At 62.2% G+C, this 20,655-nt stretch carries 12 protein-coding genes; 10 read left to right on the top strand and 2 right to left on the bottom strand.

Features of this window, described 5'->3' with window-relative positions:
• Window positions 1-36: 36 nt before the first annotated feature.
• The gene (gene clpB / locus B5G16_RS09995; RefSeq protein ID WP_087263600.1) at window positions 37-2,634 is read right to left on the bottom strand and encodes an ATP-dependent chaperone ClpB; all 2,598 of its coding nucleotides are present in this window, start codon (window positions 2,632-2,634) and stop codon (window positions 37-39) included.
• Window positions 2,635-2,814: 180 nt separating this feature from the next.
• Entirely contained in the window at window positions 2,815-3,237 is a 423-nt protein-coding gene (uraH, locus tag B5G16_RS09990) for a hydroxyisourate hydrolase (protein WP_087263599.1), read from the bottom strand.
• Window positions 3,238-3,438: 201 nt separating this feature from the next.
• On the opposite strand from uraH, the gene B5G16_RS09985 reads away from it, so the two are divergent.
• From B5G16_RS09985 to B5G16_RS09945, 10 genes are all read left to right on the top strand, one after another.
• Complete coding sequence (locus tag B5G16_RS09985) at window positions 3,439-5,388, top strand: DNA polymerase III subunit gamma/tau (protein WP_087263598.1); 1,950 nt, start codon at window positions 3,439-3,441, stop codon at window positions 5,386-5,388.
• Window positions 5,389-5,464: 76 nt separating this feature from the next.
• Complete coding sequence (gene tyrS / locus B5G16_RS09980; protein WP_087263597.1) at window positions 5,465-6,769, top strand: tyrosine--tRNA ligase; 1,305 nt, start codon at window positions 5,465-5,467, stop codon at window positions 6,767-6,769.
• A 1-nt stretch (window position 6,770) separates the two neighbouring features.
• Window positions 6,771-7,124: a dihydroneopterin aldolase gene (folB, locus tag B5G16_RS09975; RefSeq protein ID WP_087263596.1), complete on the top strand. Its 354-nt coding sequence runs from the start codon at window positions 6,771-6,773 to the stop codon at window positions 7,122-7,124.
• A 64-nt stretch (window positions 7,125-7,188) separates the two neighbouring features.
• Window positions 7,189-8,541: a sodium-dependent transporter gene (locus B5G16_RS09970; RefSeq protein WP_087263595.1), complete on the top strand. Its 1,353-nt coding sequence runs from the start codon at window positions 7,189-7,191 to the stop codon at window positions 8,539-8,541.
• A gap of 938 nt (window positions 8,542-9,479) precedes the next feature.
• Entirely contained in the window at window positions 9,480-10,862 is a 1,383-nt protein-coding gene (locus tag B5G16_RS09965) for a sulfatase-like hydrolase/transferase (RefSeq protein ID WP_087263594.1), read from the top strand.
• Window positions 10,863-10,934: 72 nt separating this feature from the next.
• Window positions 10,935-11,237 carry a metallophosphoesterase N-terminal domain-containing protein gene (locus B5G16_RS12905; protein WP_239406081.1) on the top strand — a complete coding sequence of 101 codons (303 nt, stop codon included), beginning with the start codon at window positions 10,935-10,937 and terminating at the stop codon, window positions 11,235-11,237.
• 24 nt (window positions 11,238-11,261) lie between these two features.
• Entirely contained in the window at window positions 11,262-12,341 is a 1,080-nt protein-coding gene (locus B5G16_RS09960) for a calcineurin-like phosphoesterase C-terminal domain-containing protein (RefSeq protein WP_335340998.1), read from the top strand.
• A gap of 43 nt (window positions 12,342-12,384) precedes the next feature.
• Window positions 12,385-14,574 (top strand): calcineurin-like phosphoesterase C-terminal domain-containing protein, encoded by a 2,190-nt coding sequence (locus tag B5G16_RS09955; RefSeq protein WP_087263593.1) that lies wholly within the window; start codon window positions 12,385-12,387, stop codon window positions 14,572-14,574.
• 19 nt (window positions 14,575-14,593) lie between these two features.
• Complete coding sequence (locus B5G16_RS09950; RefSeq protein WP_087263592.1) at window positions 14,594-17,236, top strand: BACON domain-containing protein; 2,643 nt, start codon at window positions 14,594-14,596, stop codon at window positions 17,234-17,236.
• Window positions 17,237-17,318: 82 nt separating this feature from the next.
• Window positions 17,319-20,654, top strand: a complete 3,336-nt coding sequence (locus B5G16_RS09945; RefSeq protein WP_087263591.1) for a SusC/RagA family TonB-linked outer membrane protein — start codon at window positions 17,319-17,321, stop codon at window positions 20,652-20,654.
• The last annotated feature ends 1 nt before the right edge of the window (window position 20,655 follow it).

Here is a 20,655-nt window from a genome sequence, read left to right as displayed (position 1 = left end):
TCAACGGCCGGCCGCAAACCGGTCGGATGCCGGGCGTCAGTTCGCAAAGGTCAGGCCGTCGGCCGTGGCGTCGATCGAGATCGGTTTCGAACGGTCGACCTCGCCCGCCAGAATCCGCTTCGAGAGGTCGTTGACCACGTAACGCTGGATCGTCCGCTTGACGGGCCGCGCTCCGTAGAGCGGGTCGTAACCGGCCGTGGCGATCCATTCGCGCGCCCGATCGGTGTATTCAAGACGGATGCCGTTCTCCGAAAGCATCTTCCGCACCGATCCCAGCTGGATGTCGACGATCCGTTCGATGTCGCGGCGCGTCAGCGGCTCGAACATCACGATCTCGTCGATCCGGTTCAGGAACTCCGGTTTCAGCTGCTGCTTCAAGAGGTCGATCACCTCGCGGCGCGTCCGCTCGACCACCTCCTCCGGGATCTTCTTCCCGTCGAAGTCCTTCGAAAAGTTTTCCTGGATCACCTGCGACCCCATGTTCGAGGTCATGATGATGATCGTGTTGCGGAAATCCACCGTACGGCCCTTGTTGTCGGTCAGACGCCCGTCGTCCAGCACCTGCAACAGGATGTTGAAGACATCCGGGTGCGCCTTCTCGATCTCGTCCAGCAGCACCACCGAGTAGGGCTTGCGCCGCACGGCCTCGGTCAGCTGTCCGCCCTCGTCGTAACCGACATATCCCGGAGGCGCCCCAACGAGCCGCGACACGCTGTGCCGCTCCTGATACTCGCTCATGTCGATACGGGTCATCATCTGGTCGTCGTTGAAGAGGAACTCCGCCAGGGCCTTCGCCAGCTCGGTCTTGCCGACACCCGTCGTGCCGAGGAAGATGAACGACCCGATCGGCTTGCGGGGATCGTTCAGCCCCGCCCGCGAACGGCGCACGGCGTCCGAAATGGCCGCAATGGCCTGTTCCTGACCCACAACCCGCTTGTGCAGCTCCGTCTCCATGTGGAGGAGCTTCTCCCGCTCCGAGGCCAGCATCCGCGTCACCGGAATCCCCGTCCAGCGCGAAACCACCTCGGCCACGTCCTGCGCGTCGACCTCCTCCTTGATCATCGAACCGTTGGCCGAGGCGAGTCTGTACTCCTCCTGGAAGGCCGCGATCTCCTTCTCGGCCTCCTGGATCTTGCCGTAACGGATCTCGGCCACCTTGCCGTAGTCGCCCTGACGCTCGGCCTGCTGCGCCTCGATCTTCAACTGCTCGATCCGATCCTTGTTGGCCTGGATCTTTTTCAACAGATCCCGCTGGCCCTGCCACTTGGCCCGCATCTCGGAATCCCGGGCTTTCAGGTCGTCGATCTCCTTCGTGAGCGACTCGATGCGCTCCTTGTCCTTCTCGCGGCGGATCGCCTCGCGCTCGATCTCCAACTGCCGGATCCGCCGGTCGAGGGCGTCGATCTCGTCGGGCACGGAGTTCATCTCCAACCGCAGCCGCGAAGCCGCCTCGTCGATCAGGTCGATCGCCTTGTCGGGCAGAAACCGCGACGTGATGTACCGCGTCGAAAGCTCCACGGCCGCCACGATCGCCTCGTCCTTGATCCGCACCTGGTGGTGGTTCTCGTAGCGCTCCTTCAGGCCGCGGAGGATCGAGACGGCATCCTCCTGCGTAGGCTCGTCGACCATCACCTTCTGGAAACGCCGTTCGAGCGCCTTGTCCTGCTCGAAGTACTTCTGGAACTCGTCGAGCGTCGTGGCGCCGATCGTCCGCAGCTCGCCCCGGGCCAGCGCCGGTTTGAGGATGTTCGCCGCATCCATCGCCCCCGACGACTTGCCGGCCCCGACCAGCGTGTGGATCTCGTCGATGAAGAGCAGGATCTCGCCGTCGCTGGCAATCACCTCCTGCACGACGGCTTTCAGCCGCTCCTCGAACTCGCCCTGGTACTTCGCACCGGCGATCAGCGCACCCATGTCGAGCGAGTAGATCACCTTCGATTTCAGGTTCTCGGGAACGTCGCCGTCGATGATCCGGCGGGCGATGCCCTCGGCGATGGCGGTCTTGCCCACACCGGCCTCGCCCACGAGGATCGGGTTGTTCTTCGTCCGCCGCGAAAGGATTTGAAGCACGCGGCGGATCTCCTCGTCACGCCCGATTACGGGATCGAGTTTGCCGCTGCGGGCCTGTTCGTTCAGGTTGATGGCGTACTTGCCCAGGGCATCGAACTGCTGCTCGGAGGTCTGCGAATCGACCGTCGCCCCCTTGCGGAAGGTGCGGATCGCCTCGATGAGCTCCTTTTCGGTGGCTCCGCTGCGTTTCAACAGGTCGGAAGCCTCCCCGCGCTCGGCCACGAGCCCCAGCAGCAGGTGTTCGACCGACGCATACTTGTCGCCGAAATTCTTCGTGAAGTCCACGGCGCGCTGGATCACCCGCGAGGCCTCCTGCGAGAAGAACTGCTCGCCGCCGCCCTCGACGCGCGGCAGCCGGTCGACCGTGCGGTTCACCTCGTCGCGCAGTCCGCGGACGTTCACGCCGACGCGCCCCAGCAGGAATGTGGACAACGAATCGTCCTCGCGGATCAGCACCGCGAGCAGGTGGAGCGGCTCGACAGCCTGCTGTCCCCGCTCCCGGGCCAGGGTCAACGCTGCTTGCAGCGCCTCCTGTGCCTTGATGGTCAAAGTGTTGATGTTCATATCCGTGTTGTTTTTATTTGTTTCACATACTGCCTCTCTCTACCGCAAAAGGCCTGCCAGGACGTCGCATCGGCCAAAGTGTCACCTTTTGTCACAAATTGTCACTCCCCGACTGACAGCACCCGCCATTCCGACACAAAAAAGGGAGGCCGAAGCCTCCCCTGACGCATGCCGCAACGGTCAGTTCCCGCGATAGGTCGCGTAACCGTTCGCCGACATCGTGATCGGAATGTGGTAATGTCCGTCGCCCTCGACGCGGAAAGTCACCTCCACGAAGGGGTAGATCGACGCCAATCCCTGCGCCGCAAAGTAAGGCTCGGTCTCGAAACGCAGCCGGTAGAGGCCGTCATTGCCGTTCGGACGCCCGACGGGCAGCAGGTCTCCGATGCGGCCCTTGCCGTCGGTCCGCCGCTCGGCCACCGGCTCCCATTCGCCCCCGGGGCCCTGCCGGTAAAGCGATACGGCCACCCCTTCGGCCGGCGTGCCCCGCGAAATGTCCAACATGTGCGTACTCAACTGACAGACGGGTTCCTGTGCCACCGACCGTCCCGCAAACAGCAGGGCCACAACCGCCACTGCTCCCATTCGAATCCATCCTTTCATAAGGTCCGTAATGTTTTGAAGGTTTGACTGCATCCCGGGTCCGCGACTCCGGCCGCAACCGCCGTCCCGCCCCCGGTCGGGGAATCCCGTCCGCCAATCCCGCGCCCCCGACCGGAAAAGCGTCCCGGACGAAGACCCGAAACCGCAGAATTTCGTTCCCCGGCTCCAAAATAAGAATAATATTTCTATCTTTGCAACACCATGAGTGATTTCATCGTCAGCGCACGCAAATACCGCCCCGCGACCTTCCGTTCGGTCGTCGGGCAGAAACATATCACCTCCACGCTCCAAAATGCCATCGAGCGCGGACAGCTGGCTCACGCCTATCTCTTCTGCGGGCCCCGCGGCGTCGGGAAAACCACCTGCGCGCGGATCTTCGCCAAGGCCATCAACTGTCTCTCGCCCCACGGCGCCGAAGCGTGCAACGAGTGCGAATCGTGCCGCTCGTTCAACGAGGGGCGTTCGCTCAACATCCACGAACTCGACGCCGCGTCGAACAACTCGGTAGAGGATATCCGCACGCTCATCGACCAGGTGCGCATCATCCCGCAGGTGGGACGCTACTCGGTCTTCATCATCGACGAGGTCCACATGCTCTCGGCCGCGGCCTTCAACGCCTTCCTGAAGACGCTCGAAGAGCCCCCCGCCCATGCCATCTTCATCCTCGCCACCACCGAGAAACACAAGATTCTCCCGACGATCCTCTCGCGCTGCCAGATCTACGACTTCAACCGCATCCGCGTCGAGGACTCCGTCGAGTACCTCAAATACATCGCCGCGCAGGAGGGAATCACGGCCGACGAGGAGTCGCTGAACCTCATCGCGCAGAAGGCCGACGGCGGCATGCGCGACGCCCTGTCGATGTTCGACAAGGCCGTCTCGTTCTGCGGCACGACGCTCGACTACCGGCACGTGGCCCAGACGCTCAACGTCCTGGATTACGACACCTACTTCGGCGTCACCGAGATGCTCCTCGCGGGAAACTACGTCGAAGCACTCGTCACCTTCGACCAGGTGCTCTCGAAAGGTTTCTCGGGCCAGACCTTCATGGCGGGCCTGAACCGCCACATGCGCGACCTGCTCATGGCCAAGCGCCCCGAAACGCTGCGGCTGATCGAAATGACCGGCACCCTGCTCGAACGATACCGCGTGCAGGCGGAGGCCTGCGGTGTCGACTTCCTCTTCGGGGCCATCGCCCTGCTGACGGAGCTCGACGGGAAAATACGACAGTCGTCGAACCAACGACTGCTCGTCGAGCTGGGCCTGATGAAGATCTCCGGGCTCGGCCAAAAAAAAAATAACGACCTGACATCCTTCGGGGAGGTTCCGCTTCCCGAACTGACGCCCCGCCCGACGGCCCAGACGACCCCGGCAGCCCAGACGACCCCGGCAGTCCCGGCTTCGAATCCGAATCCGGCGGCGGCTCCGACGATGACGGACCCGGTCACGGCGGCAGCCCCGACGGCGCCGACAGACACGGGACAAACGGCGACACAGGCAACACAGGTGCCGCAAACACCCCCGGGAACAGCCCCGACGGCCGCCCCGCAACCGACCCCGGCATCTCCGACGGCAACTCCGGCAGTTCCGGCCGCAACCCCGGTCCCGACTCCCGCCGCAACGGACCCGAGCGCCGAAGCGGCTCCTGCCCGAGCCCCGCGCCCGACGGGTTCCCCGCATCGCAGACCACTGATCTCGGGGACTTCGCTGGCAGAACTGCTGGCCACGGGCGGAGAACGACCCGAAGAACAGGCTGGTGCGGAAGAGACGGCACTCCCGGCCGATATTCCGGTCGACCCGGCCTGCGAAAGCAAGTTGCAACAGGCCCGGGAGCAGATTCTGAATCTGATCCGGGAGCGGCGTCCGCGATTCGTCCCGGCATTCGAGCAGATGCGCTTCCGCGGCAATACGATCGCCGTGAGCGTCCCGACCGCCGAATTGCGCGAGGAGATTCTCCGCACCAAGACGGCCATGCTGACACGCATCGCCGAACTGGCCGGCATCTCGGGAGCCCTGGAGCTGGAAGTGACCGTCAACGAGGAGATCCGGGCCGCCCGCCCGATCAAGCTCGAAGACCGCGTCAAATACATGACCGACAAAAATCCGCTGCTGGCGGAATTCCGCAAGGTCCTGGACCTCGAAGTGGAATAAGAAACGGAATAACGAGAAGGAGGAAGGAGTCTCCGGACTCCGACCCGGAAAACAGACAAGAAAAAACAACAAGAATATGGCAACGAAGAACTTTATCGAAGAACTCGAATGGCGCGGCATGATCCACACGATCATGCCCGGAGCCGAAGAACAACTCAAAAAGGAGATGACGACGGCCTACCTGGGCATCGACCCCACGGCCGACTCGCTTCATATCGGCCACCTCGTGGGCGTGATGATCCTCAAACACTTCCAGATGTGCGGCCACCGTCCGCTGGCCCTCGTGGGCGGCGCCACGGGCATGATCGGAGACCCCTCGGGCAAATCCCAGGAGCGCAACCTCCTCGACGAGGCGACCCTCCGCCACAACCAGGAAGCAATCAAGGCCCAGCTGGCCAAACTCCTCGACTTCGATTCCGACGCCCCGAACGCCGCACGCATGGTCAACAACTACGACTGGATGAAGAATTTCACGTTCCTGGACTTCATCCGCGACATCGGCAAGTGCATCACCGTCAACTACATGATGGCGAAGGATTCGGTCAAGAAGCGCTTCAACGGCGAGGGCGACGGCATGTCGTTCACCGAATTCACCTACCAGCTCGTACAGGGCTACGACTTCCTGCACCTCTACCAGACCATGAACTGCAAGATCCAGTTGGGCGGCGCCGACCAGTGGGGCAACATCACCACCGGCACGGAGCTCATCCGCCGCAAGCTGGGCCCCGAGGCCGAGGCTTTCGCCATCACCTGTCCGCTCATCACCAAAGCCGACGGCACGAAGTTCGGCAAGACCGAGAGCGGCAACGTATGGCTCGACCCGCGCTACACGTCCCCCTACAAGTTCTACCAGTTCTGGCTCAACGTGAGCGACGAGGACGCCAAGCGCTACATCAGGATTTTCACGCTGCTCGACCGCGAGACCATCGAGGCGCTCATCGCCGAGCATGAGACGGCGCCCCACCTGCGCGTGCTGCAGAAGCGCCTGGCACAGGAGGTGACCACCATGATTCACTCGCGCGAGGAGTACGAGAAGGCCGTCGAGGCGTCGAACATCCTCTTCGGCAACTCGACCTCCGAAGCGCTGCGCCGGCTCGACGAACAGACCCTGCTGCAAGTCTTCGAGGGCGTGCCGCAGTTCCGCGTGGCCCGCACCGACCTCGAAGCCGGTGTCCCGTTCGTGGACCTCTGTGCCGAGAAGACCCAAATCTTCCCCTCGAAGGGCGAATGCCGCAAGATGATTCAGGGCGGCGGCGTCTCGATGAACCGCGAGAAGATCGCCGACCCGATGCGTCCGGTGACGACCGACGACCTGATCGCCGGAAAGTACCTCCTCGCGCAGCGCGGCAAGAAGAACTACTACCTCGTGATCGCCGAATAGCATGGAGTACCGCATCGTTCTCCAACGCATGGAGTTCCGGGCCCTGCACGGCTGCTACGAACTCGAACGCAAGGTCGGGAACCGCTTCACGGTCGACGTGGAGATCACGGCCGAACTGGGAGACGCGGCAGCCGAGGACAGCGTCGAGAAGGCTGTGAACTACCTCACGGTCTATGAGGTCGTCCGGCGGCAGATGGCCGTCACGCAGCGCACCATCGAGCGCGTCTCCATGAACATCATCGACACGATCCGCACCGAATTCCCGCAGGTTCGGCACGTGAAATGCACGGTTTCGAAACTGGCCCCTCCGCTTGGCGGCAAGCTGGACCGGGTCAGCGTCGTACTGGAAAAATAACCCGAACGCCGGACGGAGGGGACGGGCTTCCCTCCGTCCGGCGTTTCGCCAAAAAAGTCCGAATATGCACCATCACTCGCACAACCGCGCCACGTTGGGCGGAAAATTGAGCGCCGTGCTCGTCGCCGCGGGAAGCTCCGTCGGGCTGGGCAACATCTGGCGCTTCCCCTACGTCGCCGGCGACAACGGCGGCGGGGTTTTCCTGCTGATTTACATCGGCTGCGTCCTGCTGCTGGGGCTTCCCATCATGCTGGCCGAGTTCGCCGTCGGCCGCACGACGCGCCGCAACGCCGTCGGCGCCTACCATGCACTCGACCGCCGCTGGAGCTTCATCGGCTACAACAGCGTGCTGGCCGCCTTCCTCATCCTGGGTTTCTACTTCGTGGTCTCGGGGTGGACGGCCGAATATACGGTCCACTCGCTCACGGGCGAGCTGGCCAGCCTCTCGACGGCCGAGGAGTACGCCGCACAGTTCGAAGGCTTCATCTCCAATCCGTGGCGGCCGCTGCTCTACACGCTGCTCTTCATCCTGGCCACGCATGCCGTCATCGCGCTCGGCGTCCAGAAGGGTATCGAACGCTCGGCCAAGGTGCTCATGCCGCTGCTCTTCATCATCCTCATTGCCCTCTCCATCCACTCGCTGCTCATGCCCGGCGCCGCCGAAGGCATGCGCTTCCTCTTCCGGCCCGACTTCTCGAAGGTCACCGCCTCGACGCTGCTCACCGCGCTGGGACAGGCCTTCTTCTCGCTCTCGGTCGGCATCGGCACGATGGTGACCTACGCTTCCTACTTCAAACCCGAGACCAACCTGCGCCACACGGCACTCAACGTCACGCTGCTCGACACGCTCGTAGCCGTACTGGCCGGCGTGGTCATCTTCCCGGCGGTCTTCACGGCCGGCATCGCCCCCTCGTCGGGCCCCTCGCTGGTCTTCATCACGCTGCCGGGCATCTTCAACGGCATGCCGCTGAGCATGGTCTGGTCGACGGTCTTCTTCCTGCTGCTCGTGGTCGCCGCCCTCACCTCGACCATCTCGCTGCACGAGGTCATCACGGCCTACCTGCACGAGGAGTGGCACCTTTCACGCCGCTCGGCGGCCTGGCTCACCACCCTCTCGACCGCCGCTCTGGCCACACTGGCCTCCCTGTCGCTGGGTCTGCTCGGCGGATGGCGCATCTGCGGGCTGACGCTCTTCGACGCCCTCGATTTCGCCACGGCCAATATCCTGCTCCCGCTCGGCGGCCTCTTCACCTGCATCTTCGTCGGCTGGAAGCTCGACCCCGAACGGTTCAGGGAGCAGCTCTCCAACCACGGAACGCTCCGCTGCCGCATCCACGGGCTGCTCATCTTCCTGCTGCGGTGGGTCTGCCCGGTCATCCTGCTGCTGGTCTTCCTCGACAACCTGGGGCTCTACTGAGCCGGCACCTCAAAAACTTCCGAAAGGGCCGTCCGACGATATCGGACGGCCCTTTCGGCTTCGCGAGCCATCGGGCCCCGACAGAGAGCCCATGTTGCGAACCCGAAAGTTTCGTTTTGAAATAACACCCTCCCAAAACGCCCAACCCGTATGACACCGCAACGTCCGCGCAATCCCCCGTTACGACCCGCGTATAACAGATTCAGCAACTTTTATGACGCAAGGCAGCGACGACTGCGACGGCCAAATCTTTCCCCTTTTGACCGAATTGATATACCCTTTCCGACAAACCGGACGAAAACCGGACACGCGACCCCACTCTGCCATGCGCGAAAGCGGCTGAAAGCCCTTTTCGGAAGAGCATTCGTTACAAAGAGATGAAATCTTTACAAAAGAATGGTTATCTATTTTGAAATATAAAATATAATCCCTACATTTGTTTTGAAATAAAATAAAAATAATTACGCAACGCAACAACGATATTAAAAACACGGCCTATGAATCATTAGTCTACTAAAATCAGTCTTATCACCACCAACGGGCTCCGCAAAGCGGACCCGGGTTCTTTGAAAAGTTTGTCGACAGTCTGCACATTTGGAGACCCCGAGCGTGCGAAGCACCCCATCAACCGTCCAGGCTACAATACACCCCGGACCGGCCGCAGGCCCGCACATCGCCCCGCCTCGCGCGAAGGGCAAACACGCCCCGGACCGGAGAACGGTCTCCGGCGACGAAACGGCGCCCAGACCCGGCGACTGCCCCCGACAAACTCTTCCCGTGAACCTCCTCCCTACCTGCCTTTACAGACTCAAAGATTCGACAGGACCATAATATATAGGTACAACCGAAATCCCACTGAGTTCACCCAGCCCCGCAACAGCAAGACGCCCCAACCGACCCGACTCGGAACATTACCCCGACCCATATACCCTCCCACTATGAAGAAGCCCTCGAAATTACCCCTGTACCTTGGCGTTGCTTCGACCGCACTGGCCGGATGTCAGAGCGCGGAGCAAAAGCCCAACATCGTCTTTTTCCTGGCGGACGACATAGGAACCGAAGCATTCGGATGCTACGGCGGAGCCGAATATGAGACCCCCAACGTCGACAGGCTCGCAGCCGAGGGCCTGATGTACACCAACGGAAACGCCCAGCCGCTCAGCTCCCCCTCGAGAGTGCAGGCCATGACCGGTCTCTACAACGACCGCAACTACGTGGCGTTCGGCTACATGAACCCCGACGAGACCACCTTTGCGCAATGCATCAGGGAGGCTGGCTACAGCACCGCCATGGTCGGCAAATGGCAGTTGGGCTGCGACCGCAGGCTGCCTCACGAACTGGGATTCGACGAGACCTTCCTCTCGCAGGTGAAGCTCTACCGCGAGTCGCGCGGACCCGAAAAGACCGACCGGTATGCCAACAGCATGTGGGACAACAACGGAAAGCACTACGAATATGCGCAATACGGCCCGGATGCGATGCAGGAATATGCCTTCGACTACATCGACCGCCAGGTGGCCGGGAAGCAGCCGTTCCTGCTCTACTACACCGAGCCGCTCGTACATACCCCCCATGTGACGACGCCCGACTCCGAAGACTGGGACATCCTCTACGAAAGCCGCTTCACCGCAGCGCAGGACACCAGCCGCTTCCGCGACATGGTCAAATACATGGACAAGCAGGTCGGCGAACTGGTCCGCCACCTCAAGGAGAAGGGGGTGTGGGACAACACCATCTTCATATTCGCAGCCGACAACGGAACCTCCACCCGCATCGTCTCCCGCCAGAAGGACGGAAGCACCATCCGCGGCGGCAAGGGAGAGCCCAACTGGCGGGGAACGCACGTCCCCTACATCATCACCTGGGGCAACCGCATCGAGCCGCGCAGGATTGACCACATCGTCGACTTTACGGATATCATGCCCACCATGATTGAGGCTGCCGGAGGCAGGATTCCCGAGGGGCTCGACGGCGTCAGCCTCTACCCGGAGCTGCTGGGCGGCACCGTGGAGAAGGAACTCGCCCTCATCCACTTCAACCCGCTCTGGCCGACCGCACCGTCACCCAAGGCGTCGCGCTATGCCATGAACGACGAGTATGCCTACTTCTGGGACGGCCGAATCTACCGCTACAAGGAGGACCCCACGTTCACCAACCCCACCTATTACGACAGCGCCTCCGAGGAGGTGCGGAGCGCCGTTGCCGCACTCAAAGAGCGGGTCGATGAATACGACAACTTCTATCCGGACTGCCCCGGAGCTCCGCGCCGGGGCGACTACGGAACGTTCTACGACTGGGCCCCGCCCCAGAATCCCTTCTGACAGAGCTCTGTTTCTCCGCGAAACTGACTGATGCGATTGTTCAACCTGATTGCCGGTTTAATCCCTGAAACCATGAAAAGAGCGCTCCTCTGCCTGCTGGCGAGCATCCTCTGGCTCGAAACCGCAGCCCGTCCCGTCAAGGGTCGCGTTCTCTGCGACAAGAGTCCCGTCGGAGACGTCCTGGTCACCGACGGATACTCCTTTGCACGGACCGACGCAGCGGGCAACTACACGCTCGACCTCGACGAGCGGGCCCACTTCGTCTCGGTGGTGACCCCTTCGGGCTACATCGCCCCCTCGGACGAGGGCTTCCCGCGCTTCTACCGCGCGGTCGAGGAGCGGACGTCGCGCTACGACTTCGAGCTGCTGCGCTAGGAGGCGCCCGCCGCCGGATACGAGCTGCTGGCCATCGCCGACCCGCAGCCCAAGACAGAGGCCCACTTCGAACGCCTCTCGACCGAAATCATCCCCGTACTGAAGAGCCGCTGCGCCCTTGCCGCCGCCGAAGCGACCCCGCAGGCCGCATTGATCCTGGGCGACATCGTCTGGGATTCGCCCCAGCTGATGGCCGGCGTGAAGCGCCTCTTCGGCGAGCTGGGCATCGCCGTCTATCCCGTCATCGGCAACCACGACCACGACCTCACGGTGAACGACGATGACGCCTCGGCTGCCAACTACCGCCGCCACTTCGGCCCGACCTACTACGCATTCGACCTGGGCCGCACCCACTACATCGTCCTCGACGATATCGTCTATCACGGCAAAAAGCGTTACGACGAGCAACTCGATTCGCTGCAACTCGACTGGGCGTCGCGCTACGCCCGGCTGCTGCCGCAAGGCTCGCGCGTCTGCATCGCCATGCACGCCCCGGTCTACAAGGCGTGGATAGACCACACGATGGAGTCCATCGAGCCGCTTCTGGCGGCTTTCGCCGGTTTCGAGCTGCATTTCATCACGGGACACACCCACATCAACTCGAACTACGAGCTGCGCGACGGCGTCACGGAACACAACGTCGCCCAACTCTGCGGCAACCTCTGGCACGACCCGATGAATGCCGACGGCACGCCGAAAGGCTACCAGCTCTTCCGCGAGGAGGGCGACAGCTTCGCATGGCAGTACCAGCGGCTCGACGAGCCGGCCCAACGCCAGCTGAAGGTCTGGCTCCCGGGCCAGACGGCCGCGAATCCCGACCGCCTGGTGGTCAAGGCATGGAACTGGGACTCGTACTGGACGGTCGTCTGGTACGAGGACGGCTGCTACAAGGGCTCGATGCAGCGCACCCGCATGGCCGACCCCGACTATACGGCGCGACTCGACTCGCTGCGCGGCGCCGGCGTCAAGCTCGCCCGTCCGCAGGCGGCACGCCCCGCCGTCTTTTACTTCACGGCCCGTCCGTCGGCCGGCACGCGTGAAGTCACCGTCGTGGCCACCGACCGGTTCGGGCGACGCTACACCGAACAGGTCCGGCTGCGATGACCCGAAACCGAACATTACCGACAAAACCAAAAACCAATACCGTATGAAAAAACTCTTTACGCTGCTAACCGTTCTGTCGCTGTCGTGCGCGCTGCTTTGCATCTCGGGATGCGAAGACAGCGGCGACACCGTCTATGTAGACGAAGGACGACTGGTTTCCGACGTGGTGATTGACACCTCGATGGAGGTATTCGAAGGTATGACGATTTCCATCGAAGGCCAAGGCTTCGAATCGGGAGACCGCATGCTGCTCCGCGCCGAAACCGACATCGAAATGGAGACCGAAGTCTCCGCTTCGGACGCACTTGCCTTCACGCTGCCCGAGGAGATTGAGGACGGACACACCTACAAGTTCGTTCTGGTCCGCGGCGACGACTACCAGGTGCTCGGCGCCTCGACGCTGACCGTCAAACTGGTCATCAACGTCGACCTGGGCGGAACCATCTCCGCCTCGTGGGAGGGTCCCGCCGTCATCCGCGGCGAGGGATTCCGCGCCACCGACGTACTGGTGCTCAGCCAGGGCGACGACTCGTGGGAAATCACGCCGAGCGAAGTGGACGACCTGTCGCTCACCTTCATCGTTCCGGCGGGCGTTGCCGAGGGTGAGAGTTCCTTCACGCTCCGCCGCGGCACGGAGTCTCAGGAGCTCGGCACGGCCGACCTCTTCCTCTCGACCTCGGCCGTCGTTCCCGACAAGGAGGGCATGACCATCAAGGGCATCGTCCACGCCAACGGCCGTGGAATCGCCGACGTGCTCGTCTCGGACGGCGACCTCATTACCCGCACCGACGAAAACGGCTTCTACTGGCTCGCCTCCGAGAAGCGCAACGCACTGGCTTTCGTCATCCTGCCTTCGGGCTACGACGTCCCGACCAGCAAGGCCATGCCGCAGTTCTGGAAGCCCTGTACGCTCGACGCCTCGACGTGCGAACAGCTCGACTTCAAGCTCATTCCGACCCAGAACGACAACCACACGATGCTCGTTGCGACGGACATGCACCTGGCCAACCGCAACACGCCGCTCGACTATGTACAGTTCGGCGACGGATTCGTCAAGGAGATTACGACCACCTACAACGCCGCAGCCGGCAAGGTCTACATGCTCAACCTGGGCGACTTCTCGTGGGACCTCTACTGGTACTCGAACAAGTGGGCGCTGCCCGAGTGCAAGGCCGCCATCGCGGACTTCAACTTCCAGGTATGGTCCGTCATGGGCAACCACGACAACGACCCCTACGTGGCCAATGACTTCGGCGCCGAGGTCCCCTACCGCCAGTACATGGGCCCGGTCTACTACGCGATGAACATCGGCCAGATTCACTACATCATGCTCGACGATACGGAGTACACCAACGACGGCGGCTCGCAGGGCGTCATCGGCGACCGCGAATACAACCGCCGCTTCGATGCCAAGCAGCTGGCCTGGCTGCGCGAGGAGCTCAAGTATGTCGACAACAAGTCGACCCCGATTGTGGTCGGCGCACACTGCCCGCTCTACAACTATTCGAGCATCAACAACGTGACCACCGCCGTGACCAACGTGAGCGAGGTGCTGAGCTGCTTCGACGGCTTCACCGACGTCACCTTCGTGACGGGCCACACGCACGTCAACCGCAACATCCAGTCGCCCTCGTTCAGCAACGTCTACGAGCAGAACGTGGCCGCCGTCTGCGGCACCTGGTGGTGGACCGACCAGTACGCCGGCATCAACGTCTGCACGGACGGCTCACCGGCCGGCTACAAGATTTTCACGGTCAACGGCACCGACTTCAAGTGGCAGTACAAGGGTGTCGGCCTGCCCGTCGAGCGGCAGTTCATGACCTACGACATGAACGAGGTCAAGAGCTACTGGGCAACCAACGAGAAGGCCCAGCAGGCCTTCGACTCGGGCAACCTGCCCAACCGCCGCAACGACTACAGCTCGGTGGGTGACAACGAGGTATACATCAACGTCTGGGCCTACGAGCCGGGATGGGACATCACCGTGACGGAGAACGACCGCGAACTCGAAGTCTCGAAGGTATGGAAGCGCGACCCGCTCCACACCATCTCCTACGACATCCCGCGCGGCGTTTCGAACTCGCTCACGTTCCCCTCGACCTACTGTCCGCACATGTTCTCGGTGACGGCTTCGTCCGAGAACTCGACCCTCGAAATTTCGGTTACCGACCGCTTCGGCAACGTCTACAGCGAGAGCATGACGCGTCCGAAGGAGCTGGATACCTCTTTCTAATCCGCAAAAATCTGAACCCATGAAAAAATTACGCAACAAATGGTTTCTGCCGCTCTTCTGCGCAGCGCTCCTGGCAACGGGAGCCTGCTCGGAGGACGACACGGAGAGCGGCACCCGTGAACCGCTGCCTCCGACGCTGACCACCGAGAACATACCCGACGGAGGCTTCTCGTTCCTCTATTCGGCCCAGGAGCCCCAAACCTTCCTGCTCAGCACCGACGCTCCGTGGGAAATCACCAAAACGTCCGGCTGGTTTGTCGTCTCGCCTAAGGAGGGCGAAGCAGGCCAGGGAATCGAAATCACAGTGCTCGCCGACCAGAACGAAGGCGAGGAGCGCACGGGCGAATTCACCATCCGCGCCAACAGCGGCAACAACCTCCATCCGGTCTACACCGAATACACTGTAGAACTGCGTCAGGATGCGTTCCGTGCCGCAGGCATCACGGTTGAGGGACTTACGGAGGATGTGCTGACCTTTGCCGCCGAAGAGTCGGCCGCCACGACGCTCTACGTAACGGCCTCCTACGACTGGAACATTACGCTTAGCGACGACTCGTGGGTCGGCATCTCGCCGATGAACGGTACGGCCTCCGAGCGTACGGCTGTGAAGGTGACGCCCAAACCCAGCACCGACGGCAAACGCCACGAGGCAACGATGACCATCACGGCAACCGACCCGATTTACCCCGAAAATACGGCTACACGCGAAATCGCACTCGTCCAGATGCTGCCTTCGGATTCGCATCCCGAGGGAACCGTCTTCTGGCAGGACGACTTCGGCTGGGTAACCGAAAACTGGGTTGAGCCCTACACCAAGTACGGCTGGCCTTCGGTCGCCATCGACGGCAGGAACAACAACGAATTCGCCCTCTCGACCGACGGCATGGCTTCGGCAGCAGCCGAAAAGGGATACACCTACAGCCCGTCGGTATACGCACGCTACGAAGGCCACCTCAAGTTGGGCAAGACGGCTAACATGGGCTCCATCACCACCCCCTCGCTGTCGGACATCGACGCCGGCAAGAATGCCACGCTGCTCGTGCAGTTCGACGCGGCGGCCTACTCGTCGGCTGGCGGCTCGGTCGACAACGGCGACACGCACTTCTATGTCTCGGTAACGCCCCCGGCCACCATCGGCGGCATGGAGGAGAGCGAAGTCGGCATCGAGGTGACCAACGTCTGGAGCTGGACCCGCTACTCGGTACTCGTCTACGGCGCAACGGCCGAGACGAAGATTACCTTCGGCAGCGAGCGCGCCGTGAAGTGCCGTCTCTATCTGGACAACATCTCCATCTCGCGTGCAGCCGACGAAGGGACCGAGACTCCCGAGCCGCAGCCCGTCGAGACGCCGCTCGACAAGGAGATTGTCGACAACTCGCCGGCCGGCACCTACAACTCCTCGAACGAGGTATCGAAGGATGGCGCCACGCTGCTCTACTCCGTCCGCGTCAACAAGGCATGGAGCGCCGAGAGCGACTGCGACTGGCTCACCATCACGGCCGTACGCTGCGGTTCGACCGGCACGGGCGCCGACAACGGCGCATCGCTCTCGGGCGGCATCGCCACGGTGAGCGCCACGGGCCTGCCCTACAACCAGACGCTCTTTGCAGCCGCCGAGAACAAGACGACCGAAGCCCGCACGGGCCATATCCTCATCAAGGTCAACGGTGAGACCATCGAGACCGTCACCGTCAAGCAGGAGGCCGGCGCACCGGCCAGCTTCGACATCCAGGGGCTGAACGACAACGCGGTCACGCTTGCGTCCGACCCCGCATCGTCCGAGGCGAGCGTAACCTTCACCGTCACGGGCACCCACGACTGGACGGCTTCGGTTCCCTCCGGTGAAACGTGGTATACGGTATCGCCCCTCGAGGGCGCCGCAGGCCAGGCGGTCGAGGTGACCGTCAGCGCCGCCGAGAAGAACGAAGGTGCCGCCCGCAATGGTTCGTTCACCCTCACGATGACCCCCGAGGGACTCGAGCCCGTCACCGAGACCATCACCGTGACGCAGAACTCGCCCGAGGAGATGTGGGACCTCTCGGCCCCCGTACAGTGGAACTTCTCGGCCGAGAACATGCCCAACTACCAGGACTTCTTCAACGGCAAGGCCAGCGACCCGACCTCCAAGAACGCCCTGCCGGCCGACCAGGGCTCGGGCTACATCTCCTTCACCCACAACTATGAAGGACTGCCCGACGTCTGCGAGCGCCAGGTCGGCAGCACGGGACATCCCTTCGTAACCGGCGTATGGCCCGGCGACTACTGGAGCTTCCGCGTACCCGTCGCCTCGCTTGCGGCCGGCAGCAAGATTCGCTTCACGGGCATCACCCGCACCTCGAAAACGGGTCACAAGTTCTGGAAGCTGGTCTACAACGACGGCGGTGAGTGGAAGCCTGCCGCAACGCTCCTGACCAAGGAGGTCAACAGCGAGACGGTCGAGTATACCCACGCCATGGCAAACGACGGAGGCACCAACATCGAGGTCGATGCAACGGTAACCTTCACCAACGCCATCAACAACGGCGACATCGAGTTCCGCTTCATCTGCATGGCCAACGCACAGTCGAGCAACGAGGCCCCGCTTTCGGCTCCCAACACCGGCACAAGCCGCTGGGCCGGCGCCGGAACGGCCGACAGCCCGCGCATCGAGGCGGTTCAATAACAGCTGAACATCGGGACGGCGGAGACTCCGCCGAGCCGCCGCCGTCCCGTTCCTTCCGAACAAATAACTAAAGAAACGCGATATGAAGCTGAAATTTTACCTACGAAACTTACTCGCGACCATCGTGCTCGTGCTGCTTGCGGGCAACGCATGGGCGCAAAGCCGAAGCGTTATGGGTATCGTCTACGACACGGACGGTAAAACACCGATGGTCGGCGCCACGATTCTGGTCAAGAACACGACCAACGGCGTCATCTCGGGCATCGACGGAAGCTATACCATCGAGGTGCCGGGCGACGACGCCACTCTGATATTCCAGTCGCTGGGTTACGACTCGCAGGAGATTACGGTCGGTCCCCGCACGCGGCTCGACGTCACGCTGAAGGAGGCCGCACAGAAAATCGACGAAGTGGTCGTCACGGCACTCGGTCTGACCCGTTCCGAGAAATCGGTCGGCTACGCCATCTCGAAGGTCGACGGCGACATCCTCACGCAGTCGACCACCACGAACTGGGTGAGCAACCTCAACGGCAAGGTGGCCGGTCTGACCATGTCGTCGGCCGGTACGGGCCCGGGCGGTACGATGCGTGTCACGCTGCGCGGTGACTCGTCGCTCAACTACGGCGCCAACGAGGCGCTCTACGTCATCGACGGTATCCCGATGATGACCAACACGGTCGCTTCGGGTTCGGGCGCCAACTACGCCAACGCCGACGCCCCGGTGGACTTCGGTAACGGCGTGACGGACCTCAACCCCGACGACATCGAGAGCGTATCGGTGCTGAAGGGCCCCGCCGCCGCAGCCCTCTACGGCTCGATGGCCCAGAACGGCGTCATCCTCATCACCACCAAGCGCGGCCGCGAGCAGAAGGGTATCGGCGTGACCTACAACGGTACCGTATCGTTCGAGCAGGCCGGCTTCTGGCCCGACTTCCAGACCGAGTACGGTCCGTCGGCCGTCACCACGTCGCTGACCAACCGCGAGGCATCGGCCTGGGGTCTTCCCGCCTCGATGACCAAGGACGGCATCGCCGTACGCCAGCAGATTTCGCGCTACACCTACGGTGAGCGTTTCGACCCCAACAAGAAGCGTTACCTCTACATGTCGAAGAACTGGGAGACGGGCGAATTCACCCGCCTGCCGTGGGTCTATGCCGACGACTGGTACACGGGACTCTTCGAGACGGGTGTGACGTGGACCAACAGCGTCACCATCGACGGTTCGACGGGCAAGGGCACCAGCGCCCGATTCTCGTTCACCGACACGCGCAACGACTGGATTATGCCCAACACGGGATACAACCAGCAGTCCTTCGCACTGGCCCTGAACCAGAAAATCAGCAAGCGCATCCAGTTCTCGGCCAAGGTCAACTACGTCCGCAAGGACAGCGACAACATGCCCATGTCGGGCTACAGCCAGGCATCGCCCATGTACGGCCTCATCTGGGGCTACAACACCAACCCCATCTCGGCCTACCGCGACGAGTACATGAAGGGCCGCTACACGATGGCCAACTTCAACGCCGGTAACTCCGAGGACAAGTACAACGTCACCTCGAGCCTTATCTACAACAGCCTCGAGGGCCACAACCCCTACCGTACGCTCTATGAAGAGCTGAACAAGCTCGACCGCGACCGCATGTTCGGTAACGTGAACATCACCTTCGAGATTCTCCCCGAGCTGACGCTCAACTTGCGCGGCGGTATGGACATGAACATCGAGTGGCGTTCGCAGCAGAAGCCCAAGATGTCGCTCGACTATCCCGACGGTATGTACCGCACCAAGGAAATCCGCCAGTACGAATACTCGTCGGACTTCCTGCTCAAGTACGACAAGAGCTTCTGGGAGCGCTTCCACATGACGGCGGCATTCGGCGGCAGCTCGCTGCGCAACAAGTACTACTCGATTACCACCGAGGCTTCGCAGCTGCTGGTCGAGGGTCCGGGCATGTACTCGTTCGCCAACTCGGCCGTAGCGCTCGAGGTATCGCCCTACCGCAGCAACAAGGCCATCCACAGCCTCTACGGCTTCCTCAACCTCTCGTGGGACGACACCTACTTCCTCGACATCACGGCCCGCAACGACTGGTCGTCGACGCTCCACCCCACGCAGTGGTCCTACTTCTACCCCTCGGTGAGCACCAGCATCCTGCTCGACAAGGCGCTGAAGTTCAACTCGCGCTGGGTCAACATGGTGAAGCTCCGCGCATCGTGGGCCAGCGTCGGTAACGACACGAGCGTCTTCTCGCTCTATCCCGACTACTCGACGACGGACTACCCCGGCGGATTCACGCTGCCCACGACGCTGCCCAACGCCCTGATTCGTCCCGAGAAGACCAACAGCTGGGAAATCGGTCTCGACACGAAGTTCTTCGAGAGCCGGCTGAACATCGACCTGGCCCTCTACAAGACCACGACCACCGACCAGATTATCAGCGCCTCGCAGAGTGCCGAAATCGGCGCCACGTCGATGAAAATCAACGCCGGCCGCATCGAGAACAAGGGTATCGAGGTTTCGTTCCGCGCCGTACCGGTCCGCACGAAGGACTTCTCGTGGGAAATCAACGGTAACTGGTCGCTCAACAAGAACAAGCTCTGCGAGCTGCAGGGCGGCTGGGACCCCAAGACCCCGCTCCAGACCTCGACCTCGACGACCATCGGCGGACGTGTCTACATCTACTCCTACGTCGGACAGGCCATGCACCAGATTTACGGTAAGGACTGGGTGCGCGCCCCGGAGGGCTCGTACTACACCGACGAGAACGGCAAGCGCATCGACTGCTCGGGCATGCCCATCATCAACGAGACGACGGGTTATCCCTCCTTCACGGACCCCGACCAGTACATCGCCCAGGTGAATCCCGACTGGCGCGCCGGCTTCGGCACGACGCTCCGCTACAAGGGCCTCTCGCTGAGCGCCACCTTCACGGCGCAGGTCGGCGGCAACGCCTACTCGGCGACCAACTTCGCGCTCTCGTACCAGGGCAAGCTGAAGAACTCGCTCGCCGGTCGTGACGACGGTCTGGTCGTTTCGGGTGTGAACGCCGTGACGGACGCCGACGGCAACGTGACCTACAAGAAGAACACGACCATCACCGAGAACGTCTACACCTACTACCAGACCTACAAGTGGAACCGCGACAATGCCCGGACGAACACCTTCAGCACCGACTTCCTCAAGCTCAAGGAGCTGCGTCTGGACTACCAGCTGCCGGCCCACCTGATTAAGAAGACGCGTTTCCTGCAGGGCGCCTCGATTGGCTTCTTCGCGACGAACCTCTTCTGCATCACCGACTGGCCGCAGTACGACCCCGAGGCCGCCAGCCTCGTCAACGGCACGAACATCTACCCCGGTATCGAGACCGTCACCTTCCCGATGACCCGGACCTACGGTTTCAACCTCAAACTTCAGTTCTAAA

The sequence above is a fragment of the Alistipes sp. An66 genome (assembly GCF_002161445.1).
Taxonomy (GTDB): Bacteria; Bacteroidota; Bacteroidia; order Bacteroidales; family Rikenellaceae; genus Alistipes; species Alistipes cottocaccae.
The sequence above is the reverse complement of the archived record's forward strand: the minus strand, read 5'-3'. Positions and strand labels throughout refer to the sequence as shown.

Coding starts and splice junctions, on each gene's coding strand:
- B5G16_RS12905 (WP_239406081.1), top strand. CDS start 10,935: ATGAAAAGAGCGCTCCTCTGCCTGCTGGCGAGCATCCTCTGGCTCGAA.
- B5G16_RS09970 (WP_087263595.1), top strand. CDS start 7,189: ATGCACCATCACTCGCACAACCGCGCCACGTTGGGCGGAAAATTGAGC.
- B5G16_RS09985 (WP_087263598.1), top strand. CDS start 3,439: ATGAGTGATTTCATCGTCAGCGCACGCAAATACCGCCCCGCGACCTTC.
- B5G16_RS09955 (WP_087263593.1), top strand. CDS start 12,385: ATGAAAAAACTCTTTACGCTGCTAACCGTTCTGTCGCTGTCGTGCGCG.
- B5G16_RS09945 (WP_087263591.1), top strand. CDS start 17,319: ATGAAGCTGAAATTTTACCTACGAAACTTACTCGCGACCATCGTGCTC.
- clpB (WP_087263600.1), bottom strand. CDS start 2,634: ATGAACATCAACACTTTGACCATCAAGGCACAGGAGGCGCTGCAAGCA.
- B5G16_RS09950 (WP_087263592.1), top strand. CDS start 14,594: ATGAAAAAATTACGCAACAAATGGTTTCTGCCGCTCTTCTGCGCAGCG.
- uraH (WP_087263599.1), bottom strand. CDS start 3,237: ATGAAAGGATGGATTCGAATGGGAGCAGTGGCGGTTGTGGCCCTGCTG.
- folB (WP_087263596.1), top strand. CDS start 6,771: ATGGAGTACCGCATCGTTCTCCAACGCATGGAGTTCCGGGCCCTGCAC.
- tyrS (WP_087263597.1), top strand. CDS start 5,465: ATGGCAACGAAGAACTTTATCGAAGAACTCGAATGGCGCGGCATGATC.
- B5G16_RS09965 (WP_087263594.1), top strand. CDS start 9,480: ATGAAGAAGCCCTCGAAATTACCCCTGTACCTTGGCGTTGCTTCGACC.